The organism is Streptomyces sp. NPDC049915 (assembly GCF_040656475.1).
GTDB lineage: Bacteria > Actinomycetota > Actinomycetes > Streptomycetales > Streptomycetaceae > Streptomyces.
In genome coordinates, this window is the sequence record NZ_JBFAMH010000021.1 from 93,805 (window position 1) to 110,785 (window position 16,981).

Below are 16,981 nucleotides of genomic sequence, written 5' to 3' on the forward strand. Positions count from 1 at the left end.
ATCGCCGCGTCTCACGTGGCGGAAAACACGACCCATGGCGCGTTATGCGGCCGTAAGCTCCTTGACATGCAGGTGATCCAGTCGACCAAGCTCGCCAACGTCTGTTACGAGATCCGGGGTCCGGTGCTCGAGGAGGCGATGCGGCTCGAGGCGGCCGGACACCGCATCCTCAAGCTGAACACCGGCAACCCGGCGGCGTTCGGCTTCGAGTGCCCGCCCGAGATCCTGGAGGACATCCTCCGCAACGTCTCCACCGCCCACGGGTACGGGGACGCCAAGGGCCTGCTGGCCGCCCGCCGCGCCGTCGTCATGCACAACCAGACCCTCGGCATCGAGACGGACGTCGAGCACGTCTTCATCGGCAACGGCGTCTCCGAGCTGATCGTCATGGCGATGCAGGGGCTGCTCGACGACGGTGACGAGGTGCTCGTCCCGGCGCCGGACTACCCGCTGTGGACCGCCGCCGTGTCCCTGTCCGGCGGCACCGCCGTGCACTACCGCTGCGACGAGCAGTCCGACTGGATGCCGGACCTCGCCGACGTCGAGCGCAAGGTCACCGACCGCACCAAGGCGATCGTCATCATCAACCCCAACAACCCCACGGGTGCCGTCTACGACGAGGCCGTGATCAAGGGGCTCACCGACATCGCCCGCCGGCACAACCTGCTGGTCTGCTCCGACGAGATCTACGACAAGATCCTCTACGACGGCGCCACGCACACCCCGACCGCCGCGGTCGCCCCCGACCTGCTGACCCTCACCTTCAACGGCATGTCGAAGGCGTACCGGGTGGCCGGCTACCGGGTCGGCTGGATGTCGATCTCCGGGCCGCGCGCCCACGCCGACTCCTACATCGAGGGCCTGACGATCCTGGCGAACATGCGGCTGTGCGCCAACATGCCAGGTCAGCACGGCGTGGTCGCGGCCCTCAGCGGACGGCAGACGATCAACGACCTGGTACTGCCGGGCGGGCGGCTGAAGGAGCAGGTCGACACCGCCTACGAGCTGCTGACGCAGATCCCGGGCGTGACATGCGTACGGCCGAAGGGCGCGCTGTATCTCTTCCCGCGACTCGACCCCAAGGTCTTCAAGATCAAGGACGACCGGCGGATGGTCCTGGATCTGCTGCGCCGCGAAAAGATCATGGTGGTGCAGGGCACCGGCTTCAACTGGCCCGAGCCGGACCACTTCCGCGTGGTGACCCTGCCGTCCGTGACCGACCTGCGAGACGCGGTGGGGCGTATCGGGCGCTTCCTGGACGGGTACGGCCAGCACTGACGCTCACCCTGGGTGTGCACGGCATCCGCTTTTGTGAACGACTCAACTTTAGACAGAATCCAAGCTAGGATGGGTTCCCGAAGCACTCGGGAGGCCATCCATGTACGAACCGATCCGCACCAAGTCGGTCCACAGCTCGATGGCCGGCACACCCTCGGACTTCCCGCACCGCTCCCGCGAGGAGGAGCTGGAGTTCCAGCTCGCGGGACATCTCGCGGCCCTGCTCGCCGTCACGGACGAGCTGCGGGCGCTGACGCCCTCGACCGAGCTGGACGCCGCCGGCGAGCGGCTCGCCGAGCAGGTGGCCCGGCTGCGGGGAAGCGGTGCGCCGGTGCGCGCCGTGCCCGCGGGTGCGGGCGCCGACGACGCCCGGGCCCTGCACGAGCGGGCGCACACCCTCGCCGGACGCGCGCTGGTCGTCGCCGCGTCGCGGGCCGACACGGCCGCGGCGATCCTCGCCGCCCAGCAGATGGACTTCCACGCCGCGGCACTGGAGCCGCGCGAGCTGGCGTCCCGCTGAGCCCCCTCGGGCCCCCTGATCGGCCCCGGTCCGCGTGCACCCGCAGCGACGCGCGGACCGGGAGCCACGGCACTGCGTTCGCTCTCGCCGGATCGCCTGATCGCCGCGGGGGCCTGTGCCGTCTGGCGTGTGCGGGTCCGTCGTGGCCGGTCGCGCAGTTCCCCGCGTCCCTCACCCGGCGCTGCCGCCGACGGCGTCGGCCGGGCGCCGGAAGTTCAGGTCCGGCACCTCGCCGTACGCGCCGGTGTCGTCTCGCGGCTCCGGGTCCGTCGTGGCCGGTCGCGCCGTTCCCCGCACCCCTTCGGCGGCGTTTCCCTGACCGGCGTCGATCTGTCGCCGATACAGCGAGGGCCTGCCGTCAGCGCCGTCGTCGGGGCGGACGGGGCGGTGACGGCAGGCCCGGGGCCGCGCACGCCGTTGTGCGCTGCCTCGCCGGTCTGCTCCGCGGCCGGCCGTGACGATGAGCTGGTCAGGGCGCAGTCGGTTCAACCGGCCGCGGGGTCTTCGCAGGGGCTCAGCCCAGGCGCTCGACCAGAGCGCGGTACTGGTCCCACAGCTCCTTCGGGGTGTGGTCGCCGAAGGTGTTCAGGTGCTCGGGGACCAGGGCGGCCTCCTCGCGCCAGACCTCCTTGTCCACGGCGAGCAGGAACTCCAGCTCCTTGTCGGCCAGTTCCAGACCGTCCGTGTCGAGGGCGTCCTTCGTCGGCAGGATGCCGATCGGCGTCTCGACGCCCTCGGCCTTGCCCTCCAGGCGCTCCACGATCCACTTCAGGACGCGGGAGTTCTCACCGAAGCCCGGCCAGACGAACTTGCCCTCGTCGTTCTTGCGGAACCAGTTGACGTAGTAGATCTTCGGCAGCTTGGCCTCGTCCTTGCCCTTGGCGACGTCGACCCAGTGGCCCATGTAGTCGCCCATGTTGTAGCCGCAGAACGGCAGCATGGCGAACGGGTCGCGGCGCAGCTCGCCGACCTTGCCCTCGGCGGCGGCGGTCTTCTCGGAGGCCACGTTGGCGCCGAGGAAGACGCCGTGGTTCCAGTCGAAGGACTCCGTCACCAGCGGTACGGCGGAGGCGCGGCGGCCGCCGAAGAGGATCGCGGAGATCGGCACGCCCTTGGGGTCCTCCCACTCGGGCGCGATGATCGGGCACTGCGAGGCCGGCACGGTGAAGCGGGCGTTGGGGTGAGCGGCGGGCTCGGCGGACTCGGGGGTCCAGTCGCGGCCCTTCCAGTCGGTGAGGTGGGCCGGGGCCTCCTCCGTCATGCCCTCCCACCACACGTCGCCGTCGTCGGTGAGCGCCACGTTGGTGAAGACGGCGTTGCCCCACAGGGTCTTCATCGCGTTGGCGTTGGTGTGCTCACCGGTGCCGGGCGCGACGCCGAAGAAGCCGGCCTCGGGGTTGATCGCGTACAGGCGGCCGTCCTCGCCGAAGCGCATCCAGGCGATGTCGTCGCCGATGGTCTCCACGGTCCAGCCGGAGACCGTGGGCTCCAGCATGGCGAGGTTGGTCTTGCCGCAGGCGCTCGGGAAGGCGGCGGCGACGTACTTCGACTCACCCTGCGGCGGGGTGAGCTTGAGGATCAGCATGTGCTCGGCGAGCCAGCCCTCGTCGCGGGCCATGACGGAGGCGATGCGCAGGGCGTAGCACTTCTTGCCGAGCAGGGCGTTGCCGCCGTAGCCGGAGCCGTAGGACCAGATCTCGCGGGACTCGGGAAAGTGCGAGATGTACTTGGTGGAGTTGCAGGGCCACGGAACGTCCTCCTGGCCCTCCTCCAGCGGGGCGCCGAGGGTGTGCACGGCCTTGACGAAGAAGCCCTCGGAGCCCAGCTCGTCCAGGACCGGCTGCCCCATGCGCGTCATCGTGCGCATGGAGACGGCGACGTAGGCCGAGTCGGTGATCTCGACGCCGATCGCGGACAGCGGGGAGCCGAGCGGGCCCATGCAGAAGGGGACCACGTACATCGTGCGGCCGCGCATGGAGCCGCGGAACAGGCCCTTCTCACCGCTGAAGATCTCCCGCATCTCGGCGGGGGCCTTCCAGTGGTTGGTGGGGCCGGCGTCCTCCTCCTTCTCCGAGCAGATGAAGGTGCGGTCCTCGACGCGCGCGACGTCGGTCGGGTCGGAGGCCGCGTAGTAGGAGTTGGGGCGCTTGATCGGGTCGAGTTTCTTGAAGGTGCCCTTCGCGACCAGTTCTTCGCAGAGCCGGTCGTACTCGGCCTCGGATCCGTCACACCAGACCACGTTGTCCGGCTGCGTCAGTTCGGCGATCTCGTTCACCCACGAGATCAGTTCCTGGTGGTTGGTGGGAACGCTGGAAGCCGAGTTGTCGCGCGCCACGGTTGCTCCTAAGTGAGGGATTTTGTCCTTGTGGCCCCGTGGGGGCTGCGACCCGGACGCTTGTGCTGCTCATCCGGTGCCGACCGCACTCATTTGATCGTATCCGACATGAGTGCCCATATGTCCAGGGGGCCTCACAGGTGAGCGACGTGAGGAATGCCACGGTTATCCGGCGGGTTTACGTTCCCTTTGTGTGTGTCTTGGCTTAACCTGAAGGACTTTTTGCACACCGCGACCCAGGACCTGCGCTGACGCCTGACTTACGGTCGGCTGGGTACCATGCGGCCCATGACTCCGTCCGCCTCCGACGCGCCCACGGACGCGCAGGCCGCCGGCCGCGGTCCCGCCCCGCACTCCTCCGTGCCCTCGATGGCGCACCAGCTCGCGCACTCGCTCGCCCAGCCGATCAAGCCCAGGCTGCGCGGCTGGCTGCACCTCGGCATGTTCCCGGCCGCCCTGGTCTCCGGCCTGGTGCTCACCGCCCTGGCCCACTCCACCCGCGGCCGCATCGCCTGCGGGATCTACGCCCTGACGGCGTGCCTGCTGTTCGGCGTCAGCGCGCTCTACCACCGGGGCAACTGGAGCCCGCGCATGGACGGCATCCTGCGCCGGCTGGATCACGCCAACATCTTCCTGATCATCGCGGGCACCTACACCCCGCTCACCATGCTTCTGCTGCCCGGCGCCAAGGGCCGGTGGCTGCTGTGGGGCATCTGGGCCGCGGCCGCCGCCGGCATAATCTTCCGCGTCTTCTGGGTCGGCGCGCCGCGATGGCTCTACACCCCCTGCTACATCGCGATGGGCTGGGCCGCCGTCTTCTACCTGCCGGACTTCATGCGCGCGGGCGGCGTCGCGGTGCTGGTCCTGGTCGTCGTCGGCGGTCTGCTCTACAGCGCCGGCGGCGTCATCTACGGCATCAAGCGGCCCAACCCCTCACCGCGCTGGTTCGGCTTCCACGAGGTGTTCCACTCCTTCACCCTGGCCGCGTTCATCACCCACTACGTGGGGATCTCGCTGGTGGCGTACCAGCACGTGTGACGTGCGGACGACGGCCCGCGGCGCGCGCATCGCCGCCGCCCGGCGGGCCGTGTCCGACAATGACGACCATGACGGCCGCACGCACCCCCACCCCCGCCGATCGCCCGCGACCGGGCCTGCGTGAGCGAAAGAAGACCAAGACCCGCCGGGCGATCCGCACCGCCGCCTACGGACTGATCCGCGAACAGGGTTACGAGGCCACGACGGTCGAGCAGATCGCCGAACGCGCCGAGGTCTCCCCGTCGACCGTCTCCCGCTACTTCCCGGCCAAGGAGGACATCGTCCTCACCGACGAGTACGACGCGATCCTGCTTCAGGAGTTGCGGGACCGGCCGCACGACGAGCCGCCGATGGAGTCCCTGCGGTCCGTGATCCACACCGCCGTCGGTGTGGGGCTGCGCGAGGAACCCGAGGTCACCCGGTTGCGGACGGCGCTGATGGCCGAGGTGCCTGCGGTGCGCGCGCGGATGATGGAGAACGCCTCCGCCACCGGCCGGCTGCTGTGCCGGGCCCTCGCCGAGCGCACCGGCCTCGCCCCGGACGCGCTGGAGGTGCGGGTCTTCGCGACGTCCCTGATGGGCGGCCTGATGGAGGCGTCCCTGCACTGGGCCGAGAACGGCTTCCGCACCGACCTCGCGGAGCTCGTCGACCGCGCGTTCGACGTCCTGGAACACGGGCTGCCGGCCCGCCCGGCGTGACCTGCGGGGCCGGCAGCCCTAGGCCCTGTCGTCTGGATCACCCCGGCGTCGCGGGGTCTGGCACGCACTCCGCCGAGCTCTTCGAGCAGGGGGGACCCCCAGCCGCGTTGTCGTCGGTTGCCAACTCCCCCAAGCTCTTCGAGCAGGGGGGACCCCCACCGCGTTGGCGCCCTCCTCCGCCTTGCAGCTGCACGCACCAGACCCCGCTCGGGTCGGCCGAAAGCCACCGCACCTCACAGCCGGCCTGATCCAAACGACAGGGCCTGGCCGGCCGGACTGCGGAAGCTCGTCGCCCGCCCGGCCGGAACCGACCCGCCGGACCCGTGGGCCCGCCCCCGCAAATCCGCAGGAGCCGCCCGGTTACTCCATGCCATCCTGACCTGGTGAACACAGCCGAGATCCACGTCGAGTTCGCCCCCGAGCTGCATCTGTTCGTCCCGCAGGTACGGCGCCGGGGAGCCGCCGCGGCCCGCGTCGACGGCGTCTCGTCGCTCGGCCATGTGGTGGAATCCCTCGGCGTGCCGCTCACCGAGGTCGGCACGCTGGCCGTGGACGGCCGCGAGGTGCCGGTGTCGTACGTCCCCGCGCCGGGCGACCGGGTGACGGTCCGCGCCGTCGAGCGCCCCCAGCAGGTCCCCGGTGCCCCGCTGCGTTTCCTGCTCGACGTCCACCTCGGCACCCTCGCCCGCCGGCTGCGCCTGCTCGGCGTGGACACGGCGTACGAGTCCACCGACATCGGCGACCCGGCGCTCTCCGCGCGCTCCGCCGCCGAGCAGCGGGTGATGCTCAGCCGCGACCGGGGGCTGCTGCGCCGCCGCGAGCTGTGGGCGGGCGCGTTCGTCTACAGCACCCGGCCCGAGGACCAGCTCCGCGACGTACTCGACCGCTTCCGCCCCGAACTCAGGCCCTGGACCCGGTGCACGGCCTGCAACGGCCTGCTGCGCCGGGCGACCAAGGACGAGGTCGCCGACCAGCTGGAGCAGGGCACCCACCGCACGTACGACGTGTTCGCGCAGTGCCGTCAGTGCGGGCGCGCCTACTGGAAGGGCGCGCACCACGAGCAGCTGGAGGCCATCGTGGAGCGCGCCCTGGAAGAGTTCAGCCGCGGCTGACGTCCGCCGCGCGGGAGCGGCGCCGCGGCAGGTACACCAGCGCCTCGGTGCCCACGAACCGCACGACGAACGTCGTGACCAGCGCGAGCGCGGTCGCGGTCAGCGGGCCCATGCCGAGGTGCCGCACGAACAGCGCGATGAGCGGGATGCGCAGCACCAGGTCCGCGTTGGCGAGCAGCGCGAACCGGCCGAGCCGGTCCCACCAGCGGCGGTGGGCGCGCCGCTCACGGAACAGCAGGTGCTCGATGAGCAGGAAGTTCCAGGCCACGCCGAACTGGTTGGCGATGATCTCCGCAGGGACGTAGTGCACACCGAGCGCGGTGAGCGCCCACAGTCCGGCCAGGTTGGGCACGAAGCCGCTCGCCCCGATCAGCCCGAAGCCGATCATGCGGGCCAGCGGCGCGTCGGTGCGCAGTCCGGCGAGGTGGCGCAGGAAGCGCAGGCCCTCGCGGGCCGTCGACTTGGACTCCCCCGCGAAGCGCTCCTCGAAGACGAACGGCACTTCGGCGACCCGCGCGGGGCGGCTGCGCACGGCGAGTTCGAGGAGGATCTTGTAGCCGAGCGGCTTGAGGACGTCCGCGGTGACGGCGCTGCGGCGGATGGCGAAGAAGCCGCTCATGGGGTCGCTGATGCCGCGCAGCCGGCGCGGGAAGAGGCCCTTCGCGAGCCAGGTCGCGCCGCGCGAGACGGCCACCCGGTAGCCGCCGGCGAGCCCGGCGCGGCTGCCGCCGGCGGTGTAGCGGGAGGCGACGACGAGGTCGGCGCCGGTGCGCTCGCCGGTGGCGACCAGCTCGGGCACCAGGTGCGGCGGGTGCTGGCAGTCGCCGTCCATGACGACGATCCAGTCCGCGCCGGCCGCCTTGATCCCCTCCACGACCGCGCCGCCGAGCCCGCCGACCGCCTCGTCGCGGTGCAGCAGGGTCACCGGGAAGGGGCAGTCGCGGGCCGCGTCGGCGATCACCTGCGGGGTGTCGTCGGTGGAGTCGTCCACGAAGACGACCTCGCAGGGCAGCCGCGCGGGCACGGACTCGGTGACGCGGTGCAGCAACTGCCGGATATTGGCCGACTCGTTGAAGGTCGGTACGACGATGGTGACGGCGCCGGGCTCGGGCAGCTCGGCCGTGTCCACATCAGGGGCGGGCACGGTGTACTCGTGGGTCATCGGACGCCTCCCGGTCGTCGTGAGGAGGAGCGAGCCGTGGCCGCGCGTACGGCAGCTCGCCCTTGGGCAGGGCGATCTCCCGAGTCCCTGAACCCCCGGTACGCGACGGTGGTCACTTCCGTCGCGCACAGCCGCCGAGGCTAACGGCGGACCCTGACGTACGAGGGCCCATCCGGTGCGTCACAGGTGAACGTGCGCCGACGCCCCGGCGACGTACCCGCACGCGCGTGCGTCGCCGGGCGCCGTGAGCGGATCCCGGGCCCGGGCGCCGTGAGCGGATCCGGTGCCGTGACCGAGTTCCGGCCGTTGCTGCTCAGCCGCGCAGTGCCGCGCGCAGCCGGTCCGGGTCGGTGGTCGGGGCGTCGCAGGTGAAGTTGCGGCAGACGTACGCCGTCGGGGTGCCGTCCCTGAGCGGGCGGTCGGCCAGGAGCGGGAACTCGTCGCTGTCCGGGGTGCCGTAGGCGACGACGGCGCCGGGTGCCGTGCCGAGCAGGGCCGTGCGGTGCAGGGTGCGGGCGGCCGCGTCGTCGGCCGAGGCGCCGACCACCGCCACCTCGCGGGGGCCGTCGAGTCGGGCCTCGGCGACGGCGAGACCCCAGCCGATGAAGCGGGGCACGCGCGGGCCGAGCGCCTTCACCACGCCGAGGGCCTTCTCGGCGGCGGCGCGGTGCGCCTCGGAGCCGGTGTGGGCGGCGTAGCTCAGCAGGGCGCCGGTGGCGGCCGTCCAGCCGGAGGGCGTCGCGTTGTCCGTCGGGTCCTGCGGCCGGCGGATCAGCTGCTCGGCGTCGGCCGCGGTGTCGTACAGGGAGCCGGTCTCCGGGTCGACGAAGCGGGCCAGCACGTGGTCGAGGAGGATGCCGGCGAAGTCGAGCCAGACGCCCTCCCCGGTGACGGACGCGAGCGCGAGGAAGCCCTCGGCGACGTCGGCGTAGTCCTCCAGTACGCCGGTGTGGGCGCCGGCGCGTCCGTCCTTGCTGGTGCGGGCGAGCCGGGCGTGGTCGTCCAGGTGCAGCCGGACCAGGAGGTCGGCGGCGCCGAGCGCGGCGTCGACGAGGTCGGGGCGGTCGAAGTAGGCGCCGGTCTCGGCGAGCGCGGCGATCGCGAGGCCGTTCCAGGCGGCGACGACCTTGTCGTCCCGGCCGGGGGCGGGCCGCCGGGCGCGGGCGTCGAACAGCCGCTGCCTGATGCCGTCGATCCGCCCGGTGTCGAACACACCTTCGCTCTGCGGAAGCTGGAGGACGGAGGAGCCTTCCTCGAAGGTGCCCTCCTCGGTGACGCCGAAGTACTGGGCGGCGAGTTCGGCGTCGTCCTCGCCGAGCACCTCGCGCAACTGCTGCGGCGTCCACACGTAGTACGCGCCCTCGACGTGCCTGCCGGCCCCGTCGTCGCTGTCGGCGTCGAGCGCGGAGGCGAACCCGCCCTCGGCGGTGCGCAGTTCGCGGACCATGAAGTCGGCGGTCTCCAGGGCGACCCGGCGCGCGAGTTCGGACCCGGTGGCGCGCCACAGATGCGCGTACACCCGGCACAGCAGGGCGTTGTCGTAGAGCATCTTCTCGAAGTGGGGCACCGTCCAGTCCCGGTCGACGGAGTACCGCGCGAAGCCGCCGCCGAGCTGGTCGTAGATCCCGCCGCGGCCCATCCGCTCGCAGGTGTCCTGCGCCATCTGCAGGGCGCCCTCGGAGCCGGTACGCGCGTGGTGGCGCAGCAGGAACTCGATCACCATGGACGGCGGGAACTTCGGCGCCCCGCCGAACCCGCCGCGCTGCGGGTCGTACTCCCGGGTGAGCCCGAGCAGCGCCTGCGCCAGCTCCTGCTCGCCGGGCGCGTCGACGGCGTCGTAGGAGATCTCCCGCGCGGACAGGTCGCGCACGATCTTCCCGGCGACCTCGGCGACCTCGTCGTGCCGTTCGGTCCAGGCCTGGTGCACGCCCTCCAGCACCTGCCGGAAGGACGGCATGCCGTGCCGGGGCGCGGGCGGGAAGTAGGTGCCGAAGTAGAACGGCTCGGCGTCGGGGGTGAGGAACACGGTCATCGGCCAGCCGCCCTGCCCGGTGGCCGCCTGCACGGCCTCCATGTAGACGGCGTCCACGTCGGGGCGTTCCTCGCGGTCGACCTTGACGTTGACGAAGTGGGCGTTCAGGTAGTCGGCGGTCGCCGTGTCCTCGAACGACTCGTGCGCCATGACGTGACACCAGTGGCAGCTGCTGTACCCGACGCTCAACAGCACCGGGACGCCCCGTTTGCGCGCCTCGTCGAAGGCCTCGGTGGACCAGGGCCACCAATCGACCGGGTTGTCGGCGTGCTGGAGGAGATACGGGGAGGTCTCATGCGCCAGTCGGTTCACCCCTCCACTCTCCCACGGGGTCCGCCACGGCGTAGAAACGCATGGCCACCGGGCGGGCTCCGTCCGGGGCCTCGTCGCGCTCATGGCCGTAGCGCTCCAGGAGGGCCTGGTACTCCCGCATGAACGCGAGCAGTTCGTCCCTGGTCATCCAGGTGCCGTGGCGCTGCACCTGGGCCCAGCCCTCGGGGCCGCGGTACTCCTGGTGGGCCCGGCGGTACAGCCGGGTGTCCACGTCGATCTTGAGCTCGGCCAGGTGCACGGCGGCCGCGTACTCCTCGGGGGGCATGGCGGCCGGGTCGGGGGTGGTGTGGCTGAAGGGCAGGGCGCGCCACCAGCGTTCCCGGCCGCCGGACTTCTCCGGGATCTCCTCGATGAGCCGCTGCTCGGCGAGTTTGCGCAGGTGGTAGCTGGTGGTGCCGGAGCTCTCCCCCAGCTCCCGGGCCAGGACGGTGGAGTTCGCCTCGCCGTGCCTCCCGAGGTAGTCGAGGATCCGGCGGCGCAGCGGGTTGCCGAGGGACTTGTACAGGGCGGTGCGTTCGGCGCTGGTCAGCTGGGGCGTGCCGTCGGTCATGCCGTCACGGTAACCCTGACCGCCCCTGAGCCACCCTGATACATCCCTGACGTCTGCCGAATTTTCTTTGCAGAACTTTCTCTGCGGTCTAGGATGAAGGCATGCGGGGCGCACGGCGTGGCATCCGGGACAGATGCGAGGGCCGGTGCCGGCACCGCGGTGCAGGCGGACGAAGGGGTGGGAGACGTGCGGAAGAAGTGGACGCTGATCGCGCTCGGCACGGCCGCGGTGGTGCTCGTGCCGTGGATGGTGGTGCTCGCCCTGACCTTGCCCGCCCGCGCCGAGGTCCGGAACTGGTCGCTGGCCTGGATCGGCCTCGACGTGCTGATGGCGGCCGGCTGCGCCGCCACCGCGCTGCTCGGCCTGCGCGGCGACGCACGGATGCGGCTGACCGCCTCGGCGACCGCGTCCGTGGCCGTGCTGGACGCCTGGTTCGACATAACGACCGCACAACCCGGCAGCGCCCTCGCCCAGGCCCTGGCCTGCGCGGTGGCCGAGGCGGGACTGGCCTACGCCTGCACGGTTCTGGCAGTGACGGACCGTCACCCCTCTCGCATCGGAGCGCGTCCCGAAGGACACTCATAGGCAAGGGAGTTGCCGTCGGAGGGGGACGAGGCATGCGAGACGCGCACCGTGCGGAGGCCGAGCGGTTGCTGGCCCGGGCCGTGGAGGAGGAGGTACGGCGGTCCGGTGGGCGCACGGACGGCCAGGTGCTGCTCGGGCGGGCGCGCGCCGCGCTGGACGCCATGGCGCAGACGGCTGGCGAGGAGTACGCGGCCTACACCCGCGCCCTCGACGAGGCCGATGCCGGGCGGCTCGGCTTCAGACAGCGCTACGCCCAGCAGGGCGGCACAACCCCCCTGCTGGTGGCGGTCGTTGCCGCCGTCGCCGCCGGGGTCGCCGACCTGGCCCTGGGCACCGACACCGGCACCGCCTTCGGTGCCGGAGTGACCGCCGGTGTCGCCGGCGCCGCGGCGACCGTGGTCAAGGCGGCCGGCGCGCACCTGCCCGCCGCGCACCACCGCGCCGGCGCCGTGAGCCAGCCCGGCGGCCCCGAGCAGTTGCGGCTGCAGTGGCTGACGGCGCTGGAGGTGCGCGGCATCCGTCCGTTCCTGGACCAGCAGCGGGTGCTGGCCGCCTCCACCGGCCCGGTCGGCAAGCCGGCGGGACCGCAGCTGCGCGGCGCCGACAAGAGCGCGGCAGCCCGCGGGCGTACGGCGCTGGAGCAGTCCTTCGCCCACCTCCCGGACGCGGACGGCCCGTTCGCCGGGCGCCGGGCGGAGCTGGCGCGGATCCGGCAGTGGGTGCAGGCGGCCCGCGCCGGCACCCGGACCAAGCCGACCGTCGTCGTCCTGCACGGCGTGCCCGGCAGCGGCCGCACCACCCTCGCCGTACGCGCCGCCCACGATGTGCGCGACCAGTTCCGCGGGGCCTGTGTGGTCGACCTGCGCGGGGACGGCGCGGGCGAGCAGCCGCTGCCCACCCGGGACGCACTGCTGCACCTGCTCAACCGGCTCGGCGCGCCCCGCGAGCAACTGCTCTTCCGTGAACGCTCCTCCCCCGACCAGCAGATCAAACGGCTCGGCGAGCTCTACCACCGGCATCTGACCGGAGTGCCGGTCACCGTGATCCTCAACGACGCCGGCGACCCCGAGCAGGTGCGCGCCCTCGTCCCTGAGCACTCCGACAGCCTCGTCCTGGTCACCGCCCGGCAACCGCTCCAGCTGCCCGCCGACCTCGACGCCCGGGTGCACCACCTGCCCGTCGAGGCGCTCGACGCGGCCGGCGCGGAGGAGCTGCTCGGCGCCACGGCCGAGGACAGTTGCGGGCCGTACGACGCCGAGTCCACCGACCGGATCCGGGAGCTGTGCGGCGCGCTGCCGCTGGCGCTGCGCATCGCCGGCTCAGCCCTCGGCCCGCGCTCACCGCGGCAGCTGGCCGGCGACCTCGGCGCGTACGGCCCGGTCGACCCCGTCGAGCGGGCGCTGTGGCTGCGCTACACCGACCAGGACGAGCAGCCGCGGCGGCTGCTGCGGCGGCTGGCGCTGGCCGGCCGGGCCTCCCTCGGCGCCGCCGCGGCCGCCGCCCTGCTGGCCACCGACCGCACGGAGGCCACCCGCCATCTGACCACGCTGGCCCGGGCGGGCCTGATCGACCATGTGCGCGGCAACCGCTACCGGCTGCACGACCTGGTGCGCTCCTTCGCGCAGGCCCGCCTGCTGGACGAGGAGGACCCCGCCGAGCGCGCGGCCGCGCAGGAGCGGCTGATCCTCAGCTACGCCGACCTCGCCGACTCGGTGCTGCGGCTGGTCGACGGCAACGTCTCCACCCGCTCCGACCGGTTCAGCCCGCACGGCTTCACCTCGCTGGACGAGGCGCTGCGCTGGCTCGACGACGAGTCCAGCTTCATCACCGCCACGCTCCGGCACGCCGAGGGCGTCGACCAGCGCGCGGTGCTGAACCTGCTGGGCGCCCTGTGCGACTACTGCCTGCTGCGCGGCGACCTGTACCGGCTCGGCGAGATCAGCGAACTGGCGCAGAGCGTCGACCAGGGCCTGCTGATCCGCTCCGTGCAATGGCGCACCGGCATCGCGGCCCGCCAGCTCGGCGAACTGGACAAGGCGCGCACCACGCTGACGTCCGTGGTCGACCTGTATCTGGAGGCGCACCACGACGCGGGTGCCGCGCGCGCCCTGTGCTCCCTCGGCATCACCCTGCACCACCAGGGCAACCTCACCGAGGCCGCCGCCAAGCTGCGCGAGGCGCTGGACCTGCAGGCGGCGCCGGAACTGGCCACGGACCGGGCCTGGACGCTGCACGCGCTCGCCGCCGTCGAACGCGACCGAGGCCGGCTCGCCGAGGCGCTGCCCCTGCTGGAGGACTCCCTGCTGCTGCACCGGGAGGGCAGCTCGGTGCACGGCGAGGCGTGGGCGCACTTCCAGCTCGGCCAGCTAGGGCTGCGCATGGGCGACGTACCGCGCGCGGAGGGCGACCTGCGCCGGGCGCTGGAGCTGTACGGCCGGACCCGCGACGCGCGCGGCGAGGCGTGGGCAATGACCCAGCTGGCCCGCGCCCGGCTCGTCGACGGCGACGCCGCCGAGGCGGTGGACGCGCTGCGCCGGGCGGCGTCACGGCACCGGGACAACGAGGACGCGCGCGGCGAGGCATGGACGCTGTACTACCTGGGTCAGGCGCTGGAGGAGACCGGCGACCTGGACCGCGCGGTACGCGAGCTGGAGCGGGCCCGGACCATGTTCTCCCGGATGCGGGACGTGTACGGCCTGGCCTGCGCCCGGCACCACTCGGCGCGGGTCACGCGCGACCAGCGGGCGGCGCAGACCGGCAGCCTGCGCAACTCCGGGTTCGCCCGGCAGCTGCTGGTGGACGCCCGCGCCGACTTCCAGCGCATCGGCGTCGCCCACGGGGAGGCGTGGACGTGCCTGGAGCTGGCGGTGGTGGACGCGGGCAACGCGCGCACCCCGCAGGCGCTGGCGCTGTGCGACGAGGCCGCCGCCCTGTTCGCCTCCTACGGCGACCGGCGCGGCGAGGACTGGGCGCGCTTCCTGCGCTGCACCCTGCTGCCGTACGCGGCCCCCGGCGGTGTGGAGGTCGGCACGGCGGTCGCGCAGGAGGAGCTGTCCCAGCTGGCCCGCGCCGCCCATCCCACCCGGGACGGGAAACTGGACGACTACCTGGAGGCGTACCAGCTGCTGCTGGAGCGTGGCATCACCCTGGAGGCAGGCTGGCAGGCGTGGCGCCTGGGCATGACGCCGGACCGCCACGCCCGTGAGGTGATGGGGGTGGGGGTCCCTACAGAGAACTGACCGAGCCCGCCGGTGCCGGGTACGGCCCCTCCCGCCGGGCGGTACCGGGGCCGACGCGGCCGGCGGTCTGCCCGTACCGGCCCCGGCGGGTGTTGCCTGTGCCGGTCGCGGCGGATCTGCACTCCGCCAGCTCTCCGCCGGCTCCGGCGACTCGGCCGTACCGCCCCCGGCGGGGCGGCTCAGCCCCGCTGCGGCTTGACCTTCTCGGAGGGCGTGCCCTTGTTCCCGGAGGGATCGGTCTCCGGCGCCTCCTGGAAGTCGACCTTGCGCATGTGCTTGCTCATGGACTTCATCAGGACCCACACCGCCAGCGCCATCGCCGCGAAGACGATGAAGCCGAGGATGCCGGGGGTGACCTTGTCCTTGTCGAAGCTGTCGGCGGCGAAGGGCAGAAGGTGCGTCACGGCCAGGCTCATGCTTGCGCTCATGTCAGGCATTGTCTCGGATGCCCGCAAAGAGGTCGTCCTCGGGGAGGGAGGTATCGACGAGCGACTTCGCCAGCTCGTACTCCTCCGTCGGCCAGACCTCCTTCTGCAGCTCCAGCGGCACCCGGAACCACCCACCGTCCGGATCGATCTGCGTACGGTGCGCGATCAGCGCCTTGTCCCGGATCTCGAAGAAGTCGGCGCACGGAACGTGCGTGGTCAGCGTGCGCTCCGGCCGGTCCGAGTCGTCCCACCGCTTGAGCCACTCGCCGTAGGGGGACTCCAGCCCCCGGTCGAGCAGCGCCTTGTGCAGCGCCTCGGTCCGCTGCCGGTTGAAGCCCTGGTTGTAGTACAGCTTCTTCGGCTGGTACGCCGGGCCGTACACGTCCTCCGGGTACTTCTCCGTGTCCGCCGCACCCTCGAACGCCACCATCGAGATCTTGTGGGTCATGATGTGGTCGGGGTGCGGGTAGCCGCCGTTCTCGTCGTAGGTGGTGATCACCTGCGGACGGAAGGAGCGGATCTGCTTCACCAGCTCCCCGGCCGCGTGGTCGACGTCCTCCAGGGCGAAGCAGCCCTCCGGCAGCGGCGGCAGCGGGTCGCCCTCCGGCAGTCCGGAGTCGACGAAGCCGAGCCACTCCTGCTTGACCCCGAGGATCTCGCGGGCCTCGTCCATCTCCTTGCGGCGGACCTCGTGGATGTTCTCCTCGATGTACTTGTCGCCCTGGAGCTTGGGGTTGAGGATGGAGCCGCGCTCCCCGCCCGTGCAGGTCACCACCAGCACGTCCACCCCCTCCGACACGTACTTGGCCATGGTGGCCGCGCCCTTGCTCGACTCGTCGTCGGGATGGGCGTGCACGGCCATCAGTCGCAGCTGGTCAGTCAAGACTCATTCCTCGGGTCGGTCGGCGCCCCGGTGTCCTCGGGCGCAAGTTGGCTGGGGTCGTCCCGCGGGGACGTCCTTGAGGGGCGGTGCTCGGGTGCCGGGCGGGCGGCTTCTATAGTGACCGAATCGGGCGGCGAATAATTCCGGCTCCCCCCACGGGCGTCCGTTTTTGGACCTTCGTCCGCCCCGCCCCGCCCGTCCCGCCGAGGGCCTGCCGAGAGGACGATCATGAGTACGGCGAGCACACAGCTGCCGCAGGAGCGCTACGGCCGCTCCTCGGACGTGCGCAGCGACCGCACCCTGAAGATCGTCGGGACGGCTCTGGGCGCCGTGCTGCTCGCGGTCGTCGGCTGGTTCGGCTACCACTATGTCGTCGGCAGCGGCATCAGCGCCCAGGTGATCACCTTCGACGCCTCCGGCAACGCGGTCAAGGTGCATCTGGAGGTCCACAAGGACGCCGGAACTGACGGCTACTGCACCCTGCGCTCGCAGGCGGCGGACGGCACCGAGGTCGGCCGCGCCGACTTCCGCTTCACCGGGCCGGACACCCGCATCGACCGGGTCGTCACACTGCGTACGACCGCACGCGGGTCGACGGCCGAGCTGCTCGGCTGTCACCGAAGCTGACCCTCCCGGCACGGGAGGCACACCTGGCACCCAGGTCACCCTTGACGCGCTGACACGTCCCCCCATCACCCGGAATACGTAGCGCCTGACCTGCGTTGACGAAAATTAGATGGCTTATGTCCTCCCCCTGCGGCCGCTGAATTGTTAGGCTCGTGGTTTCG

The 16,981-nt window shown here is 72.1% G+C and carries 14 protein-coding genes; 8 read left to right on the forward strand and 6 right to left on the reverse strand.

The window, feature by feature from the left end:
* Nucleotides 1-66 precede the first annotated feature (66 nt).
* A complete protein-coding gene (locus AB0J12_RS29115) occupies nt 67-1,278 on the forward strand; it encodes a pyridoxal phosphate-dependent aminotransferase (protein WP_363267475.1) in 1,212 nt (403 codons plus the stop codon).
* Between the two features lie 100 nt (nt 1,279-1,378).
* A complete protein-coding gene (locus AB0J12_RS29120) occupies nt 1,379-1,798 on the forward strand; it encodes a hypothetical protein (RefSeq protein ID WP_363267476.1) in 420 nt (139 codons plus the stop codon).
* Nucleotides 1,799-2,312: 514 nt separating this feature from the next.
* Here the strand turns inward: AB0J12_RS29120 and AB0J12_RS29125 are convergent.
* The gene (locus AB0J12_RS29125; RefSeq protein ID WP_363267477.1) at nt 2,313-4,133 is read right to left on the reverse strand and encodes a phosphoenolpyruvate carboxykinase (GTP); all 1,821 of its coding nucleotides are present in this window, start codon (nt 4,131-4,133) and stop codon (nt 2,313-2,315) included.
* A gap of 288 nt (nt 4,134-4,421) precedes the next feature.
* Between AB0J12_RS29125 and AB0J12_RS29130 the strand changes: the two genes are divergently transcribed.
* From AB0J12_RS29130 to AB0J12_RS29140, 3 genes are all read left to right on the forward strand, one after another.
* Entirely contained in the window at nt 4,422-5,171 is a 750-nt protein-coding gene (locus AB0J12_RS29130; RefSeq protein WP_363267478.1) for a hemolysin III family protein, read from the forward strand.
* Nucleotides 5,172-5,230: 59 nt separating this feature from the next.
* Nucleotides 5,231-5,869 carry a TetR family transcriptional regulator gene (locus tag AB0J12_RS29135; RefSeq protein ID WP_363267479.1) on the forward strand — a complete coding sequence of 213 codons (639 nt, stop codon included), beginning with the start codon at nt 5,231-5,233 and terminating at the stop codon, nt 5,867-5,869.
* A gap of 383 nt (nt 5,870-6,252) precedes the next feature.
* Nucleotides 6,253-6,981, forward strand: coding sequence for a Mut7-C RNAse domain-containing protein (locus tag AB0J12_RS29140; protein ID WP_363267480.1), 729 nt, complete (start codon nt 6,253-6,255; stop codon nt 6,979-6,981).
* On the opposite strand, the gene AB0J12_RS29145 is transcribed toward AB0J12_RS29140, so the two are convergent.
* The 3 genes from AB0J12_RS29145 to AB0J12_RS29155 all read right to left on the reverse strand — a co-directional run bounded on the left by AB0J12_RS29145 (nt 6,968) and on the right by AB0J12_RS29155 (nt 11,058).
* Nucleotides 6,968-8,143, reverse strand: a complete 1,176-nt coding sequence (locus AB0J12_RS29145) for a glycosyltransferase family 2 protein (protein WP_363267481.1) — start codon at nt 8,141-8,143, stop codon at nt 6,968-6,970. The two genes, AB0J12_RS29140 and AB0J12_RS29145, sit on opposite strands and share 14 nt — an antisense overlap.
* A 313-nt stretch (nt 8,144-8,456) precedes the next feature.
* A complete protein-coding gene (locus AB0J12_RS29150; RefSeq protein ID WP_363267482.1) occupies nt 8,457-10,487 on the reverse strand; it encodes a thioredoxin domain-containing protein in 2,031 nt (676 codons plus the stop codon).
* Nucleotides 10,468-11,058 carry a helix-turn-helix domain-containing protein gene (locus AB0J12_RS29155; protein WP_363267483.1) on the reverse strand — a complete coding sequence of 197 codons (591 nt, stop codon included), beginning with the start codon at nt 11,056-11,058 and terminating at the stop codon, nt 10,468-10,470. Before AB0J12_RS29155 ends, AB0J12_RS29150 begins: the two co-directional genes overlap by 20 nt.
* A 186-nt stretch (nt 11,059-11,244) precedes the next feature.
* Between AB0J12_RS29155 and AB0J12_RS29160 the strand changes: the two genes are divergently transcribed.
* Both AB0J12_RS29160 and AB0J12_RS29165 read left to right on the forward strand, forming a co-directional pair.
* Entirely contained in the window at nt 11,245-11,643 is a 399-nt protein-coding gene (locus AB0J12_RS29160) for a hypothetical protein (RefSeq protein WP_363267484.1), read from the forward strand.
* A gap of 32 nt (nt 11,644-11,675) precedes the next feature.
* A complete protein-coding gene (locus AB0J12_RS29165; protein WP_363267485.1) occupies nt 11,676-14,882 on the forward strand; it encodes a tetratricopeptide repeat protein in 3,207 nt (1,068 codons plus the stop codon).
* A gap of 179 nt (nt 14,883-15,061) precedes the next feature.
* On the opposite strand, the gene AB0J12_RS29170 is transcribed toward AB0J12_RS29165, so the two are convergent.
* Both AB0J12_RS29170 and mca read right to left on the reverse strand, forming a co-directional pair.
* Nucleotides 15,062-15,319 (reverse strand): hypothetical protein, encoded by a 258-nt coding sequence (locus AB0J12_RS29170; protein ID WP_363267487.1) that lies wholly within the window; start codon nt 15,317-15,319, stop codon nt 15,062-15,064.
* The gene (gene mca / locus AB0J12_RS29175; protein ID WP_363267521.1) at nt 15,312-16,172 is read right to left on the reverse strand and encodes a mycothiol conjugate amidase Mca; all 861 of its coding nucleotides are present in this window, start codon (nt 16,170-16,172) and stop codon (nt 15,312-15,314) included. Before mca ends, AB0J12_RS29170 begins: the two co-directional genes overlap by 8 nt.
* 249 nt (nt 16,173-16,421) lie before the next feature.
* Here mca and AB0J12_RS29180 point away from each other — a divergent pair, with 249 nt between their 5' ends.
* Nucleotides 16,422-16,820 carry a DUF4307 domain-containing protein gene (locus AB0J12_RS29180; protein ID WP_363267489.1) on the forward strand — a complete coding sequence of 133 codons (399 nt, stop codon included), beginning with the start codon at nt 16,422-16,424 and terminating at the stop codon, nt 16,818-16,820.
* Nucleotides 16,821-16,981 lie beyond the last annotated feature (161 nt).

Bases quoted from the DNA above. Each gene is read 5' to 3' on its own strand.
- AB0J12_RS29120 (WP_363267476.1), top strand. From the start codon at position 1,379: ATGTACGAACCGATCCGCACCAAGTCGGTCCACAGCTCGATGGCCGGC.
- AB0J12_RS29115 (WP_363267475.1), top strand. From the start codon at position 67: ATGCAGGTGATCCAGTCGACCAAGCTCGCCAACGTCTGTTACGAGATC.
- AB0J12_RS29165 (WP_363267485.1), top strand. From the start codon at position 11,676: ATGCGAGACGCGCACCGTGCGGAGGCCGAGCGGTTGCTGGCCCGGGCC.
- AB0J12_RS29145 (WP_363267481.1), bottom strand. From the start codon at position 8,143: ATGACCCACGAGTACACCGTGCCCGCCCCTGATGTGGACACGGCCGAG.
- AB0J12_RS29170 (WP_363267487.1), bottom strand. From the start codon at position 15,319: ATGCCTGACATGAGCGCAAGCATGAGCCTGGCCGTGACGCACCTTCTG.
- AB0J12_RS29130 (WP_363267478.1), top strand. From the start codon at position 4,422: ATGACTCCGTCCGCCTCCGACGCGCCCACGGACGCGCAGGCCGCCGGC.
- AB0J12_RS29180 (WP_363267489.1), top strand. From the start codon at position 16,422: ATGAGTACGGCGAGCACACAGCTGCCGCAGGAGCGCTACGGCCGCTCC.
- AB0J12_RS29155 (WP_363267483.1), bottom strand. From the start codon at position 11,058: ATGACCGACGGCACGCCCCAGCTGACCAGCGCCGAACGCACCGCCCTG.
- mca (WP_363267521.1), bottom strand. From the start codon at position 16,172: ATGGCCGTGCACGCCCATCCCGACGACGAGTCGAGCAAGGGCGCGGCC.
- AB0J12_RS29135 (WP_363267479.1), top strand. From the start codon at position 5,231: ATGACGACCATGACGGCCGCACGCACCCCCACCCCCGCCGATCGCCCG.